Origin of the sequence: Bifidobacterium aerophilum (genome assembly GCF_010667685.1) — a bacterium.
Classification (GTDB): Bacteria; Actinomycetota; Actinomycetes; order Actinomycetales; family Bifidobacteriaceae; genus Bifidobacterium; species Bifidobacterium aerophilum.
Genome location: NZ_WHZW01000020.1, coordinates 28,609 through 46,655, shown reverse-complemented (window position 1 = coordinate 46,655; position 18,047 = coordinate 28,609). Strand labels below are relative to the sequence as shown.

Genomic DNA, 18,047 nt, shown 5'->3' with positions numbered 1-18,047 from the left:
AGGAAAAATGATCAACGTGTGCGGAGACCGTCGTCCGAAGCCGAAGGCGTGCTGAGCACGTCGAGCGCTGAGGAAAGACGGTATACGCTCCGTTGATCATTTTTCCGGAAAAGTAGTTGATGTGTGCGGTAGCAAGGCGCACCGAGGGAAGACGTACGAAGGTACGTCGACCGAGGAGCAACGCAGCTAACGCTCCATCAACTACTTTTCCTCGTGGTAAGACTTTTCGGTGTTGACCGACCACACGTTCTTCTTGGAGGTCTTGCCGGCCTTGATGTTGCCGACGGCCTCGATGGCGGTGGCCATGGAGTGGTCCATGTTGTTGTAGTGGTGCTGGCCGTTGCGGCCGACGCAGTAGAGGTTGCCGAAGTGGTCGAGGTATTCGACGAGCTCGTCCATCTGGGCGTAGGTGTCGAAGTAGGCGGGGTACGCCTTCTTGACCTTTTCGCGGTGGGTGTCGAGCACGTCGGACGGGCTGGCGATGACCTTCATGCGTACCATCTCGTTGATGGCGAACTTGACGCAGTCCTCTTCGCTCATGTTCCAGAACGAGTCGCCTTCGTCGCAGAAGTATTCGAGACCGATCCAGACGGTGTCGTCGACGTCCTTGACGAGGTACGGGCTCCAGTTGTTGAAGATCTGGATGCGGCCGACGACGTAGCCGGGATCCTGCACGTAGATCCAGCAGTCCGGCACGATCGGCGGGTTGCCGAGCGTGGGGATGTTGGTGGTGTTCTTGAGGCGCAGTTTCTTGACGAGCAGGCCGACGGTGACGAAGTCGCGGTACGGCAGGCCGTTGGCGATGGTCGTGATGTCCTTCGGCGCGGGCTTGTCGGTCTTGTCGATCGCGTTGACGAGGTCCTTGATCGGCATGGACGAGATGAACTGGTCGGCGGTCAGCTCGGTGCGGTTGCCTTCGGAATCCTCGTACACGACGGAGCTGATATGACCGCCGTCCTGACGAATCTCGACCACGTTCGCGTCGGTGATGACCTTGGCGCCGTTGGCTTCGCAGCGGCGTTCCACGGTTTCCCACAGCTGGCCCGGACCGTACTTCGGGTACCAGAACTCCTCGATCAGCGAGGTTTCGACCTCGGCGTTGGAGCGCTTCTTCGGCAGCAGTTTGGCGACGGCGTTCTTGAGCACGCCGAGCACGCTCAGGCCCTTGACTCGCTGCGCGCCCCAATCGGCGGAGATCTGCGAGGGGTGACGGCCCCACAGCTTTTCGGTGTAGCCTTCGAAGAACATCGAATACAGCTTGCGGCCGAAACGGTTGATGTAGAAGTTCTCGAGGTTGTCTTCGGGCAGCTTGTGGAACATGGAGGCGAGATAGCTGAATCCGGCCTGCATGGTCATCACGAAGCCCATCGCCTTGAACGTGGCGGGCTTGAGCGAGATCGGGTAGTCGAAGAAGCGGCCGCCGTAGAAGATGCGCGAGACGCGGTGGCGCTTGAGCATCACCTCGTCGGTGACTTCCGGATCCGGGCCGCCCGGTTCCATCTCATGCTCGCGTCCGAGCTTCTTGTCGTCATAGCTGGGCGCGCCCTGCAGCGGCAGGACGTCCTTCCACCAGTCCATGATGCGGGTGTCTTTCGAGAAGAAACGGTGGCCGCCGATGTCCATGCGGTTGCCGTTGTGCTTGACGGTGCGCGAGATGCCGCCGAATTCGCGGGTGGCTTCGAGCACGGTCACATCGTAGTTGTCGGCGCCGCCGTCCTTGACGAACTCCCAGGCCGCGGTAAGGCCCGCCGGGCCGCCGCCGATGATCACCACGGATTGTTTCTGCGTCACGTGAGTCTCCTTATAAGTAAATCAGCGACAGTCTACCCCACACCCCAGAAACGCAAGCCCCACCTGTGCGTTTCCACACATTTCCTCTTCGCTTCCGCTCCCCTCCCCAACCGTTTCGCTGTAGTACTGTCCGCAACAACTATTCCGTTCCAGCGGCGGCCGGTGGGAGTCGGTCAAGCGGCTACGTTACGTAACATTTCGCATCAACGAGGTGACGGCTGGCATATGCATTGTCAGACCGTAAGACTCGGGCGAGCGCCCCGGAGCGTGTCGGACAATGCATATGCCAGCCGTCACCGGACTCTGCTGGATCTGAACGACCAGTGACAACAATCGTCAACAAGAAACAGCGAACGATCAGTGGATGTCGTCGGGGATGTCGATGTCGGTTTTCTGCACTTCCTCGACGTTCACGTCCTTGAACGTGACGATGCGCACGTTCTTGACGAACCGGCTCGGACGGTACACGTCCCAGACCCACGCGTCGGTCAGCTGCACGTCGAAGTACACGTCCTGCCCGGCGGACCGCACGTTGAAGTCGACCTTGTTCGCCAGGTAGAAGCGTCGTTCGGTCTCCACCACGTAGGTGAACAGTTTGATGACGTCGCGGTATTCCTTGTACAGGGCGAGTTCCGCGTCGGTTTCGTAGTTGTCGAGATCTTCTGCGCTCATCGGCTCTCCTCGGTGTCGCGCTTGCGGCTCAATCCGAGGTTGCGCCACCACGCGTTCTTCGAAGGCTTGCGGTCGGATTGGCCGTAGGGCCATGTGGAATCGCCCTCGACGGTATCTGACGGCGCGGACGGAGACGTTTCGCGCTTATCGTCGGCCGCATGCGCCGCGGCGTCATCGTCGTCGCCGTTCAGTTCGACGCCGATGCGGGCGAAGGCCTCGTCGCGCAGCCGATCGTTGTCCGACGTGTCGTCACCGGACCGTCCGCTCGTTTCACGGGACGTTTCACGATTGTTCTGCTGGATCGCGATGGAATGTTCGCGCATGGCGAGCGCCTCGCGCATGCCCGGATTGTCCTCGATCACATGCATGCCGAACGCGTCGAGCGAACGGATCGGATCGTATTCGTCGAACAGCGTGTCCAACACGATGAGATCCTGGTACTTGCCGTTTTCGGCGTCCCACAGCGCGTCGCGCGACGTTCCGGACTGTACGAAACCGAGCGACTGGTAGACGGACAGCGAGCGCGTGTTCTTTTCCGGAACGGCGACCCAGATGCGATGCATGCCGAGTCCGGCCGGTTCGGGTGCGAAACCGTAGGTCATGACGCGCGGCATCATGTCACGCGAATATCCGCGGCCGCGGTAGTCCTTGCCGAGCAGCACCTGAATGCGGGCGGACCGTGCCCAGCCGTCGATGTCGATGAGAAAGACCATGCCGATCACGTTGTCGGTGGTTTCGGCATCGATCCGACCGTCGTCGTCATGGTCGGAGTCGGTGAGCACCGCCCATGCGATCGTGCGGCGGGATTCCGGGTCCCCCACACCGGACTCGGATGCCGCCAGACCCTGCGACCACGCGACAGAGCGGCGCACCCATGCGTGCGCCACGGCCCGTTCGGCCTGCGCGTCCTTGCCGGTGATGCGGGAAGCGTTGTAGTAAGCGTCGAGCTCGTCCAATCGGGGCAGATCCTCGATGGTCGCCGGGCGCAGGTGCACCATTTCGCCTTTGATCTCGGGAATGTCGATCCGCGGAGGCAGTTCGCGGTTCGGTTCCTGATTCAGCGGCGTTTCGGCGGTTTCAGACATTCGTTCTTTCCCTCACATACGCTGGTAGAAGTCGGTACAGAAGATATCCTACCCGCCTTACCGTTTGCTGGGAAGATTTACGTCATGCGTTCACCAAGTATGCAATACGCGGATATGCGCGGTTGTGCGCGGATATGCGCGGATATGAAAAAGGCTCCCTTCGGGAAAAGAACCGAAGAGAGCCTGACGTATGGTTGCGATGCCAGGGGCTCAGCCCTTGATCTTGCCCATCACGATCTTGGTGACGGCCTTCGCGTCGGCTTGGCCGCGCGTCGCCTTCATCACCGCGCCGATGATGACGCCCATCGGCTTCATGTTGCCGCTCTTGAGCTTCTCGACGACGTCCGGGTTGGCTTCGAAGGCCGCGTCGACGGCGGCTTCGATCGCACCGGAGTCCTCGACGATCTTGTAGCCGTGCTTGGCGACGACCTCGTCCGGGGTGCCTTCACCGGCGAGCACGCCGGCGACGGTCTGCTTGGCGAGCTTGTCGTTGAGCTTGCCGTCGGCGATGAGCTTCTCGACCTCGGCCACGTCGGCCGGGGTGACCGGCAACTCCTCAAGCGAAACGCCCTTGGCGTTGGCTTCGCGACTCAGCTCGCCCAGCCACCACTTGCGGGCGCCGGCCGCGCTCGCGCCGGCCTTGACCGTATCCTCGATCAGGTCGAGGGCGTCGGCGTTGAGGATGTCGCGCAGCTGCAGGTCCGTCAGACCCCATTCGGCCTTGAGACGGTTGCGGCGCTCGCGCGGCATCTCCGGCATCTGAGCCTCGATCTCGGCGATGTGCTCCTTGGTGATGTGCAGCATCACGAGATCCGGATCCGGGAAGTAGCGGTAGTCGTCCGCATCGGACTTGACGCGGCCGCCGGCGGTGGTCTGCGTGGCCTCGTCCCAGTGGCGGGTCTCCTGCAGGATCTCCTTGCCTTCGTCGAGGCGCGCGGCCTGACGGCGGATCTCGTACTGGATGGTCTTTTCGATGCCGCGGAACGAGTTCACGTTCTTGGTTTCCGAACGCGTGCCGTACGGGGCGTCGGCGGACGGGCGCAGCGACACGTTCACGTCGGCGCGCATGTTGCCCTGCTCCATGCGGGCGTGGGAGATGCCGAGGGCGCGCACGATGTCGCGGATGGCGCGCATGTAGGCGCCGGCGATCTCCGGGGCACGGTCGCCCGCGCCTTCGATCGGCTTGGTGACGATCTCGATCAGCGGCACGCCGGCGCGGTTGTAGTCGACCAGCGAGTGGTCCGCGCCTTCGATGCGGCCGTCGGCGCCGCCGACGTGCGTGTTCTTGCCGGCGTCGTCCTCGATGTGCGCGCGCTCGATCGGCACACGGAAGACGGTGCCGTCCTCAAGCTCGACGTCGAGGTAGCCGTTGCCGTTGGTCGGCTTGTCGTACTGCGAGATCTGGTAGTCGCGCGGCATGTCCGGGTAGAAGTAGTTCTTGCGGGCGAACTGGCTCCACTCGGCGATTTCGCAGTGCAGGGCGAGGCCCAGCTTGATCGCGTAGTCGACGGCGGTCTTGTTGACGACCGGCAGGCTGCCCGGCAGGCCGAGGCTCACCGGGGTCAGCTGCGTGTTCGGCTCGCCGCCGAAGCTCACTTCGGCCGGGCAGAACAGCTTCGTCTTGGTGCACAGCTCGACGTGCGTTTCCAGACCGAACACCACATCGTACTTCTTGGTGGCATCGGCGTACTTCATCAGTTTTTCAGCCATAGTGCTTGTTCTCTTTCTTCCGATGCCTTACTCGGCGGCGTTGAGCCACGGGGTGTTCATGGACTGCCAGATCGGGCCGCCCCAATCCTCTTCGAGCGCGGCTTCGAGCGCGGCGGCCGGCTTGTACATGACCTCGTCGCGCTGCTGCGGCGCGATGAACTGGAAGCCGACCGGCAGGCCGTCGTCGGACAGGCCGGCCGGGATCGACATGGCCGGCACGCCGGCGAGGTTGGCCGGAATGGTGGCGATGTCGTTCATGTACATGGCCAGCGGGTCGTCCATCTTCTCGCCAAACTTGAACGCGGTGGACGGGCTGGTCGGGGAGACGAGCACGTCGACCTTGTCGAAGGCGTTCTTGAAGTCCTGGATGATCAGCGTGCGGACCTTCTGCGCGGAGCCGTACCAGGCGTCGTAGTAGCCGGCGGACAGGGCGTAGGTGCCGAGGATGATGCGGCGCTTGACCTCGTCGCCGAAGCCGGCCTCGCGGGTGTAGGCCATCATGTTGGCTGCGGTCTGCGGCACGCCGGCCGGCGGCATGACGCGCAGGCCGTAGCGCATGCCGTCGTAACGGGCCAGGTTGGAGCTGACTTCGGACGGCATGATGATGTAGTACGCGCCGAGCGAGTACTCGAAGTGCGGGCAGGAGACCTCAACGACCTCGGCGCCCATCTCCTCGAGCTTCTTGACGGCTTCGTCGAAACGGGCCTGGACGCCCGGCTGGAAGCCTTCGCCGCCCAGTTCCTTGACGAGGCCGACCTTCATGCCCTTGAGGTCGCGCTTGGCGCCTTCGCGGGCGGCGGCGACCATCGGGCGCGGACCTTCCGGAATGGACGTGGAGTCGCGACGGTCATGGCCGCCGATGATCTCCTGCAGGAGCGCGGAGTCGAGCACGGTGCGGGTGACCGGGCCGATCTGATCGAGCGAGGACGCCATGGCGATCGCGCCGAAACGGGAGACGCCGCCGTAGGTCGGCTTGACGCCGACGGTACCGGTCAGGGCGCCCGGCTGGCGGATGGAGCCGCCGGTGTCGGTGCCGAGGGCGAGCGGGGCCTCAAACGCGGCGACCGCGGAGGCCGAACCGCCGCCGGAGCCGCCGGGGACGCGCTCGGTGTCCCACGGATTGTGCGTGGTCTGGTACGCGGAGTGCTCGGTGGAGGAGCCCTGCGCGAATTCGTCGAGGTTGGTCTTGCCGAGGATCGGCATGCCGGCGGCCTTGAGCTTTTCGATGACGGTCGCGTCGTACGGCGGCACCCAGCCTTCGAGGATCTTGGAGGCGGCGGTGGTTTCGATGCCCTTGGTGACGATCATGTCCTTGATGGCGATCGGCACGCCGGCCAGTTCCGGCAGCTGCGCCTTTTCGTCCGCGGACTTCGCGTCGAAGGCGTCGGCCTGTTCGCGGGCCACGTCGCCGGAGACCTTCAGGAAGGCCTTGATGGACGGCTCGGCGGCTTCGATGACCTCGAGATGCGCGTCGACCAGCTCGCGGCTGGAGACTTCGCCGGCCTTGACCTTGGCGGCCATTTCGGCCGCGGTGAGCTTGACGAGTTCGTTGGTTGCTTGCGTCATGGCTGTTCTCACTCCTCGCTTCCCAGAATGCGCGGCGCGACGAACATGCCCGCCTCGGTCTTCGGGCCGCCGGCAAGCGCCTCGGCCTGCGTCAGCGGGGTCTCCGGAACATCCGGGCGCAGGTACGCCTCCAGCGGGACCGGGTTGGCGGTCGGCGGCACGTCGTCGGATGCGACTTCCTGCACCTTGTTGATGGAGTCGGCGATGACGTTCAGCTCGCCCTGCAGACGGGTGATTTCCTCATCGGTGAGCGCGATTCGGGCGAGATCGCCCAAATGCTCGATTTCTTCGCGTGTGAATGTAGGCATGCGCCCTACTATACGAGTCATTTGTGACACGCCCCTAACGCCGTCTCACCCCATCCCGAACGACGGGACATCGAGCGCATGCTCCCCCTGATAGGGGGAGCTGTCTCGCGCAACGAGACTGAGGGGGTCAACACCCAACGTCACAGATGCTGGGCGATGTAACTATGCATGGCGACCGCGGCAGCGGCACCGGCGTTGATGGAACGTACGGAGCCGAACTGGGAGATGTAGACGACGTCGTCGGCCAGTTCGAGCGCCTTCTCGCTCAGGCCCGGCCCTTCGGCGCCGAACAGCATGAGGCAGCGCTTCGGGAACCGGTAGGTTTCGATCGGCACCGCACCGGGGATGATGTCGAGCGCGATGACCTTGGCCGCTTCGAGTTCGCGGATGCGGGCGTCGGCACGGGCGATTTCGGAGGTCGCCTCGCTCACCGCGGCGACCGCTGCGGATGCGGGTGCATGGTCGTCGATCGAGGCCGACGCGACGCCGGACTGCGTCGCGATCGCGTGCGCCTTGATCGCTGCGGCTTTGGCCCGGGACCGCTCGTAGGCGATTTCGCCGGCGATTCGGTGATGCCAGCACTCGACGAGTTCGGTGATGGACGGATGGTTTTCGACGTGCTGGTACAGTTCGGTCATCAGCGCGCCCTTGCGGTTCCACTTGTGCGGGCCGACGATATGGACGCGGTTCGCGGTGAACGCGTTGGCGGTGCGCACCATCGAGCCGATGTTGAAGTCGTGCGTCCAGTTTTCGACGGCGACTTCGAAATCGTGACGGCCGCGGGCGTCGAGATCGGCCTTGATGGCGTCGACGGACCAGTAACGGTACCGGTCGAGCACGTTGCGTCGATCGCCCTCGTCAAGCAGCTGCGTGTCAAGACGCGGATCGAAGTTCGGCGACGACGGGTCGTCGGGACGTGGATCGTCCGGATGGGTTTGCGACCACGGGCCGATACCGACCTCGCGGAATTCCGGCTCGCCGGACATTTTGGCGGCCAAGGAGACGGGATTGGGCGTATGCATGCGTCAGCGCAGCTCGGACTCGTGGTAGACCTCGACGAACGGCAGTTCGTGGGTCTCGTCGGTGACCGGATCGATGACCTTGACGGTCGGCTTGTCCATGTCGACGCCGCCGATCAGCGACGCGATGGCGACGACCTTGGCCCCTTCGCGTTCCACGATGCCGAAATCAAGGCTCAGCTCGTTGCCGTTGCGCAGGGTGACCAACGAGGAGGTCTGCACATAGGATTTCTCCGAGAGCCACGAGTCAAGCAGGATCACGCGCTTGCCCTTGATGGACGGTCCCTTGATCGATGGGTACACGAAATCCATCACGAATCCGTCCAGATCCACGCCGCGAGAGGCGGCCGCAAGGATCATGGCGGAGACCATGGGTACCGCGGCGGCGGTCAGTGCGCCCACCGCGTCGAAGTCGTCGATCGAATATCCCTGTTCCTCAAGCGTGTCAAGCAGGATATGTCCGAGGATTGCCGCGCCGCGATGGTCGAACGAGACTTTCGACAGCTCGCAGAACGGCCGGCCTTCGAGTTCGTGCCTCAGCAGCTGCTTGAGCTGGTCGCGGGGATCGAGCAGCGCGAACGGCGTTTCGTCGGCGGATGCCGGGGACGCGGCGGCCGCCGCGGATGAGGTACCGGTCTTGCGGAAGGTGTTCTCTTCGGTCATGGTCTTCAGCCTATCGTTCCGGGACGTCAATCGGCGTCGTTGTCCGTCTGGGTTTCCGGCGCGGTGAGCTCGCGGATGTCGGCCTTGCCGGAGTCGATGATGTCGACCGGCTCGATGATCTTGCCGGAGTCGATCTTCTGCAGTTTGCGCGCGGTGACGAGCACGCGGGATTCCAGCGACGTGGCGAACTGGTTGTAGGCCCCGACCGTCTTGGTGATGGCCGCACCGAGCTTGGTGGCGCGATCGCCCAGTACCGCGAACCGCTCGTACAGTTCGCGCGACAGGTCGAACAGCTTCTTGGCGTCGTCGGTCAGGCTCTGCTGCTGCCACGCGTAGGCGACGGATTTGAGCACGGCCCACAGCGTGACCGGCGAGGTCAGGGCGACCTTGCGGGCGAACGCGTCATCCATCAGTGTTGGATCGGCTTCCAGCGCCGCCTGCAGCAGCGCTTCGTTGGGAATAAACGCCACCACGAAATCCGGCGCCACATCGAACGCGTTCCAGTAGGCCTTGTCCCCCAGCGTCTTCACATGATCGCGCAGCGCCTTGGCGTGCGCCCGCAGCAGGTCGGCGCGACGGTCCAGGTCCTCGGGCGAGGCGGTTTCGGGGATCTCGCATGCCCGCTGGTAGTCGGCGTACGGCACCTTGGCATCGATCGGAATCGTCTTGCCGCCGGGCAGATGCACGATCATATCCGGCCGCTGGATGCGCCCGTCCTCACCGGTGACCACCACCTGCGTGTCGAAATCGACGTGTTCCAGCAATCCGGCGGATTCGACGATGTTGCGCAGCTGCGCCTCACCCCACGCGCCGCGCACCTTGTTGTTGCGCAACGCGGCCGACAGGGAGCTCGTTTCGCGGTCCAAACGGGCCTGCTGCTCGCCGAGCCCCTTGAGCTGCTCGCCGAGCGCACCCATTTCCTGCTTGCGTCCTTCCTCGATCTGCGTGACCTTGGCCTGCAGTGCATCGAGGTTTTTTTGCACCGGCGCCAGCGCGGAAAGCACCTTGCTCTGTTCCTCCATCGCATGAGCCTGCTCGGCGCGGCGACGTTCCGCCTCGGCCGCCGCCTTGTCGCGCTCGTGCTGAATACGTACCTGTTCGGCCTGCTGGGATTGCGCCAGCTGCGATTTCGCGAATGACAGCTGCTGCGTCAATCCTTCGATCTGCCCGCGAAGTTCCGCCGACTGCGCCGTCAGCTGCATCACCTGCGTGCGCGCCGATTCGCCCGCCGCCTTCGCGGCGTCCAGCTCGTCGCCACGGGTCTCGCGGGCCAATTCCTGTCCTCGCGCCTTGCCCAGCAGGAATCCCGCAGCAAGCCCCAGCGCCGCCGCCACTACCATCACCGCGATCATCGCGGTCACCGTCATCATATTGTCGAACATATGTTCTAGTGAATCGTACGGACTGGACGACGTAGCTCCCGCGTGTCGCCGCCTCAATCTACGACTTCACCAATCTCGCAATCGCCGCCGACGCCTCCCGCAGCTTCTCGTCGGCGACGTCGCCGCCTTCGACCGAAGCCTCGCGCACGCAATGGCCCAGATGGTCGTCCAGCAGCAGCAACGCCACCGACTTGAGCGCCGAATTCGCCGCGGAGATCTGCGTGAGCACGTCGATGCAGTACTTGTCGTCCTCCACCATCTGCGTCACGGCTCGCACCTGGCCCTCTATGCGCCGCAGCCGCGCGATCACCTTCGCCTTGTCCTCGCCGTATCCATGCATCGCACTCCTCCAATCACCGATTCGCCGTCGGCACAACCGCCACGCCCATTATATACCCCATAGGGGTATTGGGTATACTCTGGTGAACAGCGATACGATAAAGACGACGACAGAAGGAGCGGGCATGGAACTGAACATCTTTCTCATAGCGATCGCAGCCTTGGCGGCCGCCGCGCTCACTTGGCTGATCATACGGTTCTTCTTCGCGCCCCAGCAGGGCACCGCCGGCACGCTGGCAAACGGCGTGCAGACCGCCACGATCACCGTCAAGGGCGGCTACTCCCCCGCCGTGGTCGACATGCAGGCGGGCACGCCGATCACACTCACGTTCGACCGGCAGGAAACCGGCGAATGCACGTCGCACGTCGTCTTCGGCGATCTGGCGCTCGACGCGATGCTGCCCGGCAACGCCCGCACCGACGTGCATCTGCCCGCATTGCCTGCCGGCGACTATCCGTTCGCCTGCGGAATGAACATGGTGCACGGACTGCTGCGGGTGACCGGGCCCGAAACCGGCGGCAACACGGGCACCGGCCACGAACACACCGGTGAAGTCGATGCACGGACCACGCCCGCCGCACCTTCCGCACCTTCCGCATCCTCCACGCTCCCGACCGACGCCCTCGCCGCGGAACGCCGCGAGTCCGAGGAACGCACCAAGGAGATCCGCCAGCTCACCAAGCTCGTCGCGATCGGCACCGTGCTCACGCTTCCGGTCTTCGTGCCGATGATGCTCATGCTCGCGCCGAACGGCCACGACATCGTGCCAATGTGGCTGATGAACCCGTGGCTGCAGGCATTGCTCATCACGCCGGTCATGTTCTACTGCGGCGCGCCGATCCACCGCGTCGGCTGGCCGGCGCTCATCCATCGCGCACCCGACATGAACTCGCTGGTCACGCTCGGCACGTTCGCCGCCTACCTGTACAGCCTTGCGTTGTGCGTGATGTCGTCGCTGTTCCCGGAAGGCTCGCGCGAACCGTACTTCGAGTCGGTCGGCGTGGTGATCACGCTGGTATTGGTCGGCCGACTGCTGGAGACCAAGGCCCGTGAAGGCACCGGCAAGGCCGTGCAGTCGCTGATCAGACTGCGCCCGCGCACCGCACACCGCACCGACGACGCAACGTCCTGGCAGGATCCGTCCAATGCGCGTGACATCGGCATCGACGCCGTGCGCGCCGGCGATCTGCTGGTCGTGCACGCCGGCGAACGCATTCCGGTCGACGGCGAGATCGTCGCCGGCGAGGCGAGCGTCGATGAGTCGATGATCACCGGAGAGTCGAAGCCGGTCGTCAAGTCGGCGAACGCAACGGCCGCAACGAACGCGTCGTCCGCAACGAACGCAGACATCCCGGCCGACGCGACGACGCTGACCGGCGCGACGGTCGTGCTCAAGGGCGATCTACTCATGCGCGCCACGCAGGTGGGCGGCGACACGGTGCTCGCGCAGATCATCGCGATGGTGTCACGCGCGCAGGCCACGAAGGCCCCGGTGCAGAAGCTGGCGGATCGGATCGCCCGCATCTTCGTGCCGGCGGTGATGATCGTGGCGGTGTGGACGTTCGCGATCTGGCTGGCGATAGGCCCCGAACCCCGGCTTGCGCACGCGCTGGTGACGGCGGTGAGCGTGCTGATCATCGCCTGCCCGTGCGCGCTGGGATTGGCCACGCCGCTGTCGGTGACGGCGGCGATGGGCCTTGGGGCGACGAACGGCGTGCTGGTCACGTCGGCGAAGGCGTTGGAGCAGGCGCGCGAGATCCGCACGGTCGTGTTCGACAAGACCGGCACGATCACGCGCGGCGTGGTCGACGCTCCGTCCGACGGCGATACGCCCGCGACCGGCCACGGCACGAAGCCCAGTTACGAGCATGATCCGGTCAAGGAAGGCTCGCGCGAGGCCGTAGCCGCGCTGCGTGCGGCCGGCATTCGCACGGTGATGCTGTCCGGCGACCGAGCCGAGGTCGCCGCGCGCGTCGCCCGCGAGGTCGGCATCGACACGGTGATCGCGCAGGTCAGGCCGGACGGCAAGGCGTATTGGATCCGTCAGCTGCAGATCGCGCGGGATCTCGCGCACGCCGCAAACGACGACGGCCGTGCGAGCGCGACCGTATCGTCGACGTCCGAACTCGGCGACGTCGCGGACGGACTGATCGCGATGGTCGGCGACGGCATCAACGACGCTCCCGCGCTGGCTCAGGCCGATCTCGGCATCGCGATCGGCACCGGCACGGACGTGGCGATGCAGTCCGCGGACGTGACGCTGATGAACGGCGACCTGCGCGGCGTGCTGAAAACGATCAACCTGTCGAACGCGACGATGCGCAACATCCGAGAGAATCTAGCGTGGGCGTTCGGCTACAACGTGATCGGCATTCCGATCGCGGCTGGCGTGCTGTACCCGTTCACCGGATGGCTGCTCAGCCCGATGATCGCCGGGCTGGCGATGGCGTTGAGCTCGGTGTGCTTGGTGCTCAACGCGAACCGTCTGCACGGCGTGCGGATCGGCGACGTCCCGGCTCCGAACGGCAGCGTTCCGGCGAATGACGGCATGACCGGCACGGGCGCACACCGCCGCGAACCGCAAGTCATCATCGACGAACGCACCGAACTCACGCACTTGGAACCGGCAGGCACATCCCACGGTTCCGACGATACAATGTCCACCAATTCCAACAGCAAGGAGCATCACATGGAAATGCACCACATGCACATGAACGCCGCGCCGACCGACGGCGAAACCGCCACCGATCCGGTGTGCGGCATGACCGTCGCCGTGACCGCGGACGCGATCACCCGAGAATACGACGGCAAGACGTACTACTTCTGCGGCGAGCACTGCGCGAACAACTTCATGAAGGCCCCGCAGGTCTTCCTCGAGCAGTAAACGCCCGCACAAAGCATGCCGAAGGTCCGGAAGGAGACAATCCTTCCGGACCTTCGTCATATCAGGCTTCGCTCTGGTCCGTAGACCGGAATCGCACCCCGCGCAATACGGTATCGCAGCGGCGCTGTCGCGCTTCGCACGATGCAATGTTGTTGGCGGCTTCGCCACAGGTACCCCACCCGTCAGCTTCGCTGCCACCCTCCCCTGAAAGGGGAGGGAAGTTTCCAGAGAAAGCAGCCTCTCCCTCCCTGAAGAGGAGGAAGATTTGGCCTTTCCCTCCCCTTTTCAGGGGAGGGTGGCGCGCAGCGCCGGGTGGGGTACCTGCGGCCAATGGCCGCCAGAATACCGCATCGCGCGAAACGCGATCCCGCCTCCCAAGCGCCAGCCGGCCAGCCGAACCCAGATTAGTCGGCCTTCACACTATCGACGTGCACCGAGCCGTCGTCATCCGGGTCGGTCGGCATCGCGTTGAGCTCGAGATGGTCGCCGCCGGTCTGGTCGACGAGCACCGTGTCGCCGTCGTGCACCTTGCCGGAGAGCAACATGCGGGCCAGCTGGTCGCCGACCTCGGTCTGGACCAGACGACGCAGCGGACGCGCGCCGTACGCCGGATCGTAGCCGGTGTCGGCGAGCCATTCGCGCGCGGCGTCGGTGACATCGAGGCGGATGCGGCGATCGGTCAGACGCGAGGCGACCTGTGCGACCTGGATGTTCACGATGCCGCCCAGCTCCTCGCGGGTGAGCGGGTGGAACATGACGATCTCGTCGAGGCGGTTGAGGAACTCCGGCTTGAAGTTCATGTGCACCGCGTCCATCACGGCCTTCTTCTTGGCGTCCGCGTCCATGTCCTGATTGACGAGGAACTGCGAACCCAGGTTGGAGGTCATGATCAGGATCGTGTTCTTGAAGTCCACGGTCCGGCCCTGACCGTCGGTCAGACGACCGTCGTCAAGCACCTGCAGCAGCACGTCGAAGACTTCCGGATTGGCCTTCTCGACCTCGTCGAACAGCACCACCGAATACGGGCGACGCCGCACGGCCTCGGTCAGCTGGCCGCCTTCCTCGTAGCCGACGTAACCCGGCGCGGCACCGATCAGACGCGACACGGAGGCCTTCTCCATGTACTCGCTCATATCGATGCGCACCATGGCCTTCTCGTCGTCGAACAGGAAGTCGGCGAGCGCCTTCGCCAGTTCGGTCTTGCCTACGCCGGTCGGCCCCAAGAACAGGAACGAGCCGGTCGGACGATTCGGGTCGGAGATGCCGGCACGCGAGCGGCGCACCGCGTCGGAGACAGCCTGAATGGCTTCCTTCTGGCCGATCACGCGCTTGCCGAGGTACTCCTCCATGTGCAGGAGCTTCTCGTTTTCGCCTTGCATGAGGCGGCCGACGGGGATGCCGGTCCATTCGGAGACGATGCCGGCCACCGAATCGGCGTCGACATGGTCCGGGACCATCGGCTCGGGCTTGTTCGCACCGTTCGCGGTGTCTTCGGCGTCGGCCTTCTCGGCCGCGTCGAGCTGCTTCTGGATCGCCGGGATCTCGCCGTACAGGATGCGGCTCGCTTCGGCCAGGTTGCCTTCGCGGGTGAACTTGTCGGCCTTCACGCGTAGCGCGTCCATCTGGGCGCGCAGGTCGCCGACCTTGTTGTGGCCGGCCTTCTCCGCGTCCCAGCGGGTCTTGAGCCCCGCGAGCTTCTCGCGCGCGTCGGCCATTTCGGCCTGCAGCTTGCCGAGACGCTCCTTGGACGCCGGATCCTCGGCCTTCTTGAGCTGCATTTCCTCCATCTCGTAACGCGTCACCTTGCGCTGGAGTTCATCGATCTCCTCCGGGGAGGAGTCGAGTTCCATACGCAGGTGCGCAGCCGCCTCGTCGACCAGGTCGATGGCCTTGTCGGGCAGCTGACGGCCGGAAATGTACCGGTTGGACAGCGTGGCCGCGGCGACCAGCGCATCGTCGCCGATCGTCACCTTGTGGTGCGCCTCGTAACGTTGCTTGAGGCCGCGAAGGATCGCGATCGTGTCCTCGACGCTCGGCTCGCCGACGTACACCTGCTGGAAACGACGCTCGAGCGCCGGATCCTTTTCGATGTTCTCGCGGTATTCGTCGAGCGTGGTCGCGCCGATCAGGCGCAGCTCGCCGCGCGCCAGCATCGGCTTCAACATATTGCCGGCGTCCATCGAACCTTCGGCCGCGCCCGCGCCGACGATCGTGTGGATCTCGTCGATGAACGTGATGATCTCGCCGTTCGCGCTCTTGATCTCGTTCAGGACGGCCTTCAGTCGCTCCTCGAACTCGCCACGGTACTTCGAGCCGGCCACCATCGACCCAAGGTCGAGGGAGATCAGCTTCTTGTTCTGCAGCGTGGTCGGCACGTCGCCGGCGACGATGCGCTGCGCAAGTCCTTCGACGACGGCGGTCTTGCCGACGCCCGGCTCGCCGATCAACACCGGGTTGTTCTTGGTACGACGCGACAGGATCTGGATGACGCGGCGAATCTCCTGATCACGGCCGATCACCGGGTCGAGCTTGCCTTCCTTCGCGGCGGCCGTCAGGTCGGTCGAGTACTTCTCAAGCGCCTTGTACGAGCCTTCCGCGTCCGGGCTGGTGACCTTCGCGCCTCCGCGGATGCCGGGGACGGCCTTGCGCAGCGCCTCCGGGGTCACGCCGTTCTGACGCAGGATGTCGGCCGACTGGTTCGGCGCGCTTGCCGCGATGCCGATGAGCAGGTGCTCGGTGGAGACGTATTCGTCGCCCATCGCCTGCATTTCCTTTTCGGCCTGCGCGAGCGCGGCGGTCAGCTGGCGGCTGGCCTGCGGCTGCGACGTGGTGGAGCCGGACGCACTCGGCAGCGCGACCAGCGCGTTGCGGACCGCCGCTCCGATTGCCTGCGGGTTGCCGCCCGCGGCCTGGATGAGCCCCTGGATGACGCCGTTCTCCTGACGCAGGAGCGCGTCCATGACGTGCAGTGTCTCGACCTGCGCGTTGCCCGCGGCAGATGCGCTCTGGATCGCGTCGCCGATCACTTGCTGGGCCATCGTGGTGAACTTCTGTTCCATAACAACCTCCCAAAGTCTTGTACCCGCGGCCGTGTGACCGCGGTTCATTCATGTTCTGACTTACTCAACCGGGTCTGCATCCATTCTATTCCCAAAACTTGAGTCAAACACGCTCAAGTTTTGTTTTCGATACCCGCCTACGCTGACGGCATTCATGCTCCGATCCCACACTCGTGTGCAAACCAACGCAAATCAGCGCATAAGCGTTGGTTTGCGCACGGCCTGCTCCCCACGGCCGGGAAACCGCATTCACGACGCAACGCAAGGCACGCCATCGCAACATAACCGCGCCTAAACTGTGCCGCGGACGCACCGTCCACCCACACGACGAGAGAAACTCGAGAACCGACCATCATGATCTTCCAATCCGGCGCGCTGCTGATCGCCATCCTCGGCACGTATGCGCTCAAGCATCTGCACATCTTCGGCGAGCGCGACTACAAGGTGGCGCAAGGCATCGTGTTCAACATGACGCTGCCGTGCGCGATCATTCTGTCGTTCGCCACGAACAAACACGACATGCGCATGCTGTGGATCGTGCTGTTCGGCTTCTTCGCCTGCGCGATCCCGCTGTTCGTCGTCTACGTCGGTTCGCGCGGCGACGAGCGCAACTACCGCGCGTTCCAGATGCTCAACGCGTCCGGACTGAATCTCGGCGCGTTCTGTCTGCCGGTGGTGCAGACGTTCATGGGAGCGTCGGCCGGCCTGCCGATCATCATGCTGGACATCGGCAACGCGACGGTCGCGACGGCAGGATCGCTGACGATCACGCGTACGTTGCTGCACATGGATGACAATTTTCGATCATTGCCGCTCAGTTTGCGGCTGCGCAACATCGCGCATGATTTCCTGGGATCGATTTCGTTCGATATTTACATGTTGATGCTGGTGTTCATGTTCCTTCACATCACCATTCCACAGCCGATCATCACGTTGATCACGCCGTTCGCCAACGCGAACGCGTTCTGCGCGATGGCGATGATCGGGCTGATGATGGAGATCCCGGACAACCGCAAGGACCGGATCGAGCTGGCCAAGGTGATCGCGTGGCGCGCGCTGTTCGGCGTGATCATCGCGGTCGCGGCGTGGTTCGTCCTGCCGTTCGACATGCGCATCCGCGAGATCATCGTGCTCGGATCGTTCGCGCCGATCACGATCTTCTCGACCAAGTTCACCGATTCGCTCACCGGCAACGCGAAACTCGCCGGATTCTCCCTGACCGTCACCGCGATCCTCAGCCTGATCGTCATGACGGTCCTGCACGCCCTGCTTCCGGGCGCGTAAGAAAACGCGGGCGTGGCGGCTTTGGCTCCCTCGGTTGAAGAAGTCAAAGCCGCCACGCCCGCGAATAATCAGCCCTGCACGGTCCCGCAATTTCAGACGGCCTACGGCCGACCCAATACGGCCTCGCTACCGCTCGGCTCGTGCAGGACGAAAGCCCACCGGGCTTTCGTTTAACCCTGCACGGTCCCGCAATTTTGGACGGCCTGCGGCCGACCCAATACGGCCTCGCTACCGCTCGGCTCGTGCAGGACGAAAGCCCACCGGGCTTTCGTTTAACCCTGCAC

The 18,047-nt window shown here is 64.3% G+C and carries 13 protein-coding genes and 1 pseudogene; 2 read left to right on the top strand and 12 right to left on the bottom strand.

Features of this window, described 5'->3' with window-relative positions:
- Positions 1-201 precede the first annotated feature (201 nt).
- The 11 genes and pseudogenes from GFD25_RS09570 to GFD25_RS09525 all read right to left on the bottom strand — a co-directional run bounded on the left by GFD25_RS09570 (position 202) and on the right by GFD25_RS09525 (position 10,536).
- Positions 202-1,791 (bottom strand): FAD-dependent oxidoreductase, encoded by a 1,590-nt coding sequence (locus GFD25_RS09570; protein WP_163232253.1) that lies wholly within the window; start codon positions 1,789-1,791, stop codon positions 202-204.
- Between the two features lie 357 nt (positions 1,792-2,148).
- Positions 2,149-2,463 carry a DUF2469 domain-containing protein gene (locus GFD25_RS09565; protein WP_033494454.1) on the bottom strand — a complete coding sequence of 105 codons (315 nt, stop codon included), beginning with the start codon at positions 2,461-2,463 and terminating at the stop codon, positions 2,149-2,151.
- Positions 2,460-3,548 (bottom strand): GNAT family N-acetyltransferase, encoded by a 1,089-nt coding sequence (locus GFD25_RS09560; protein ID WP_163232251.1) that lies wholly within the window; start codon positions 3,546-3,548, stop codon positions 2,460-2,462. The genes GFD25_RS09565 and GFD25_RS09560 overlap by 4 nt, the downstream gene beginning before the upstream one ends.
- Before the next feature lie 210 nt (positions 3,549-3,758).
- Positions 3,759-5,258, bottom strand: coding sequence for an Asp-tRNA(Asn)/Glu-tRNA(Gln) amidotransferase subunit GatB (gene gatB / locus GFD25_RS09555; RefSeq protein WP_163232249.1), 1,500 nt, complete (start codon positions 5,256-5,258; stop codon positions 3,759-3,761).
- Between the two features lie 27 nt (positions 5,259-5,285).
- On the bottom strand, positions 5,286-6,824 hold the full coding sequence (gene gatA / locus GFD25_RS09550; RefSeq protein WP_163232247.1) for an Asp-tRNA(Asn)/Glu-tRNA(Gln) amidotransferase subunit GatA: 1,539 nt from the start codon (positions 6,822-6,824) through the stop codon (positions 5,286-5,288).
- Positions 6,825-6,832: 8 nt separating this feature from the next.
- Positions 6,833-7,132, bottom strand: a complete 300-nt coding sequence (gene gatC, locus GFD25_RS09545) for an Asp-tRNA(Asn)/Glu-tRNA(Gln) amidotransferase subunit GatC (protein ID WP_163232245.1) — start codon at positions 7,130-7,132, stop codon at positions 6,833-6,835.
- A gap of 140 nt (positions 7,133-7,272) precedes the next feature.
- Positions 7,273-7,602 (bottom strand): TrmH family RNA methyltransferase, encoded by a 330-nt coding sequence (locus GFD25_RS12595; protein ID WP_420837555.1) that lies wholly within the window; start codon positions 7,600-7,602, stop codon positions 7,273-7,275.
- A gap of 26 nt (positions 7,603-7,628) precedes the next feature.
- Positions 7,629-8,154 (bottom strand): annotated as a pseudogene (locus GFD25_RS12590) (RNA methyltransferase); the annotation flags it as partial.
- 3 nt (positions 8,155-8,157) lie between these two features.
- Positions 8,158-8,814, bottom strand: a complete 657-nt coding sequence (locus GFD25_RS09535; RefSeq protein ID WP_163232241.1) for a type I phosphoribosyltransferase — start codon at positions 8,812-8,814, stop codon at positions 8,158-8,160.
- 26 nt (positions 8,815-8,840) lie between these two features.
- Entirely contained in the window at positions 8,841-10,196 is a 1,356-nt protein-coding gene (locus GFD25_RS09530; protein WP_163232239.1) for a DNA recombination protein RmuC, read from the bottom strand.
- A gap of 58 nt (positions 10,197-10,254) precedes the next feature.
- Positions 10,255-10,536, bottom strand: coding sequence for a metal-sensitive transcriptional regulator (locus GFD25_RS09525; protein WP_163232237.1), 282 nt, complete (start codon positions 10,534-10,536; stop codon positions 10,255-10,257).
- Between the two features lie 124 nt (positions 10,537-10,660).
- Between GFD25_RS09525 and GFD25_RS09520 the strand changes: the two genes are divergently transcribed.
- Positions 10,661-13,420 carry an HAD-IC family P-type ATPase gene (locus GFD25_RS09520; protein WP_163232235.1) on the top strand — a complete coding sequence of 920 codons (2,760 nt, stop codon included), beginning with the start codon at positions 10,661-10,663 and terminating at the stop codon, positions 13,418-13,420.
- Positions 13,421-13,824: 404 nt separating this feature from the next.
- Here GFD25_RS09520 and clpB read toward each other — a convergent pair whose 3' ends face one another.
- A complete protein-coding gene (gene clpB / locus GFD25_RS09515; protein ID WP_163232232.1) occupies positions 13,825-16,479 on the bottom strand; it encodes an ATP-dependent chaperone ClpB in 2,655 nt (884 codons plus the stop codon).
- A 354-nt stretch (positions 16,480-16,833) separates the two neighbouring features.
- Here clpB and GFD25_RS09510 point away from each other — a divergent pair, with 354 nt between their 5' ends.
- Complete coding sequence (locus tag GFD25_RS09510) at positions 16,834-17,763, top strand: AEC family transporter (protein ID WP_163232230.1); 930 nt, start codon at positions 16,834-16,836, stop codon at positions 17,761-17,763.
- Positions 17,764-18,047: the final 284 nt, after the last annotated feature.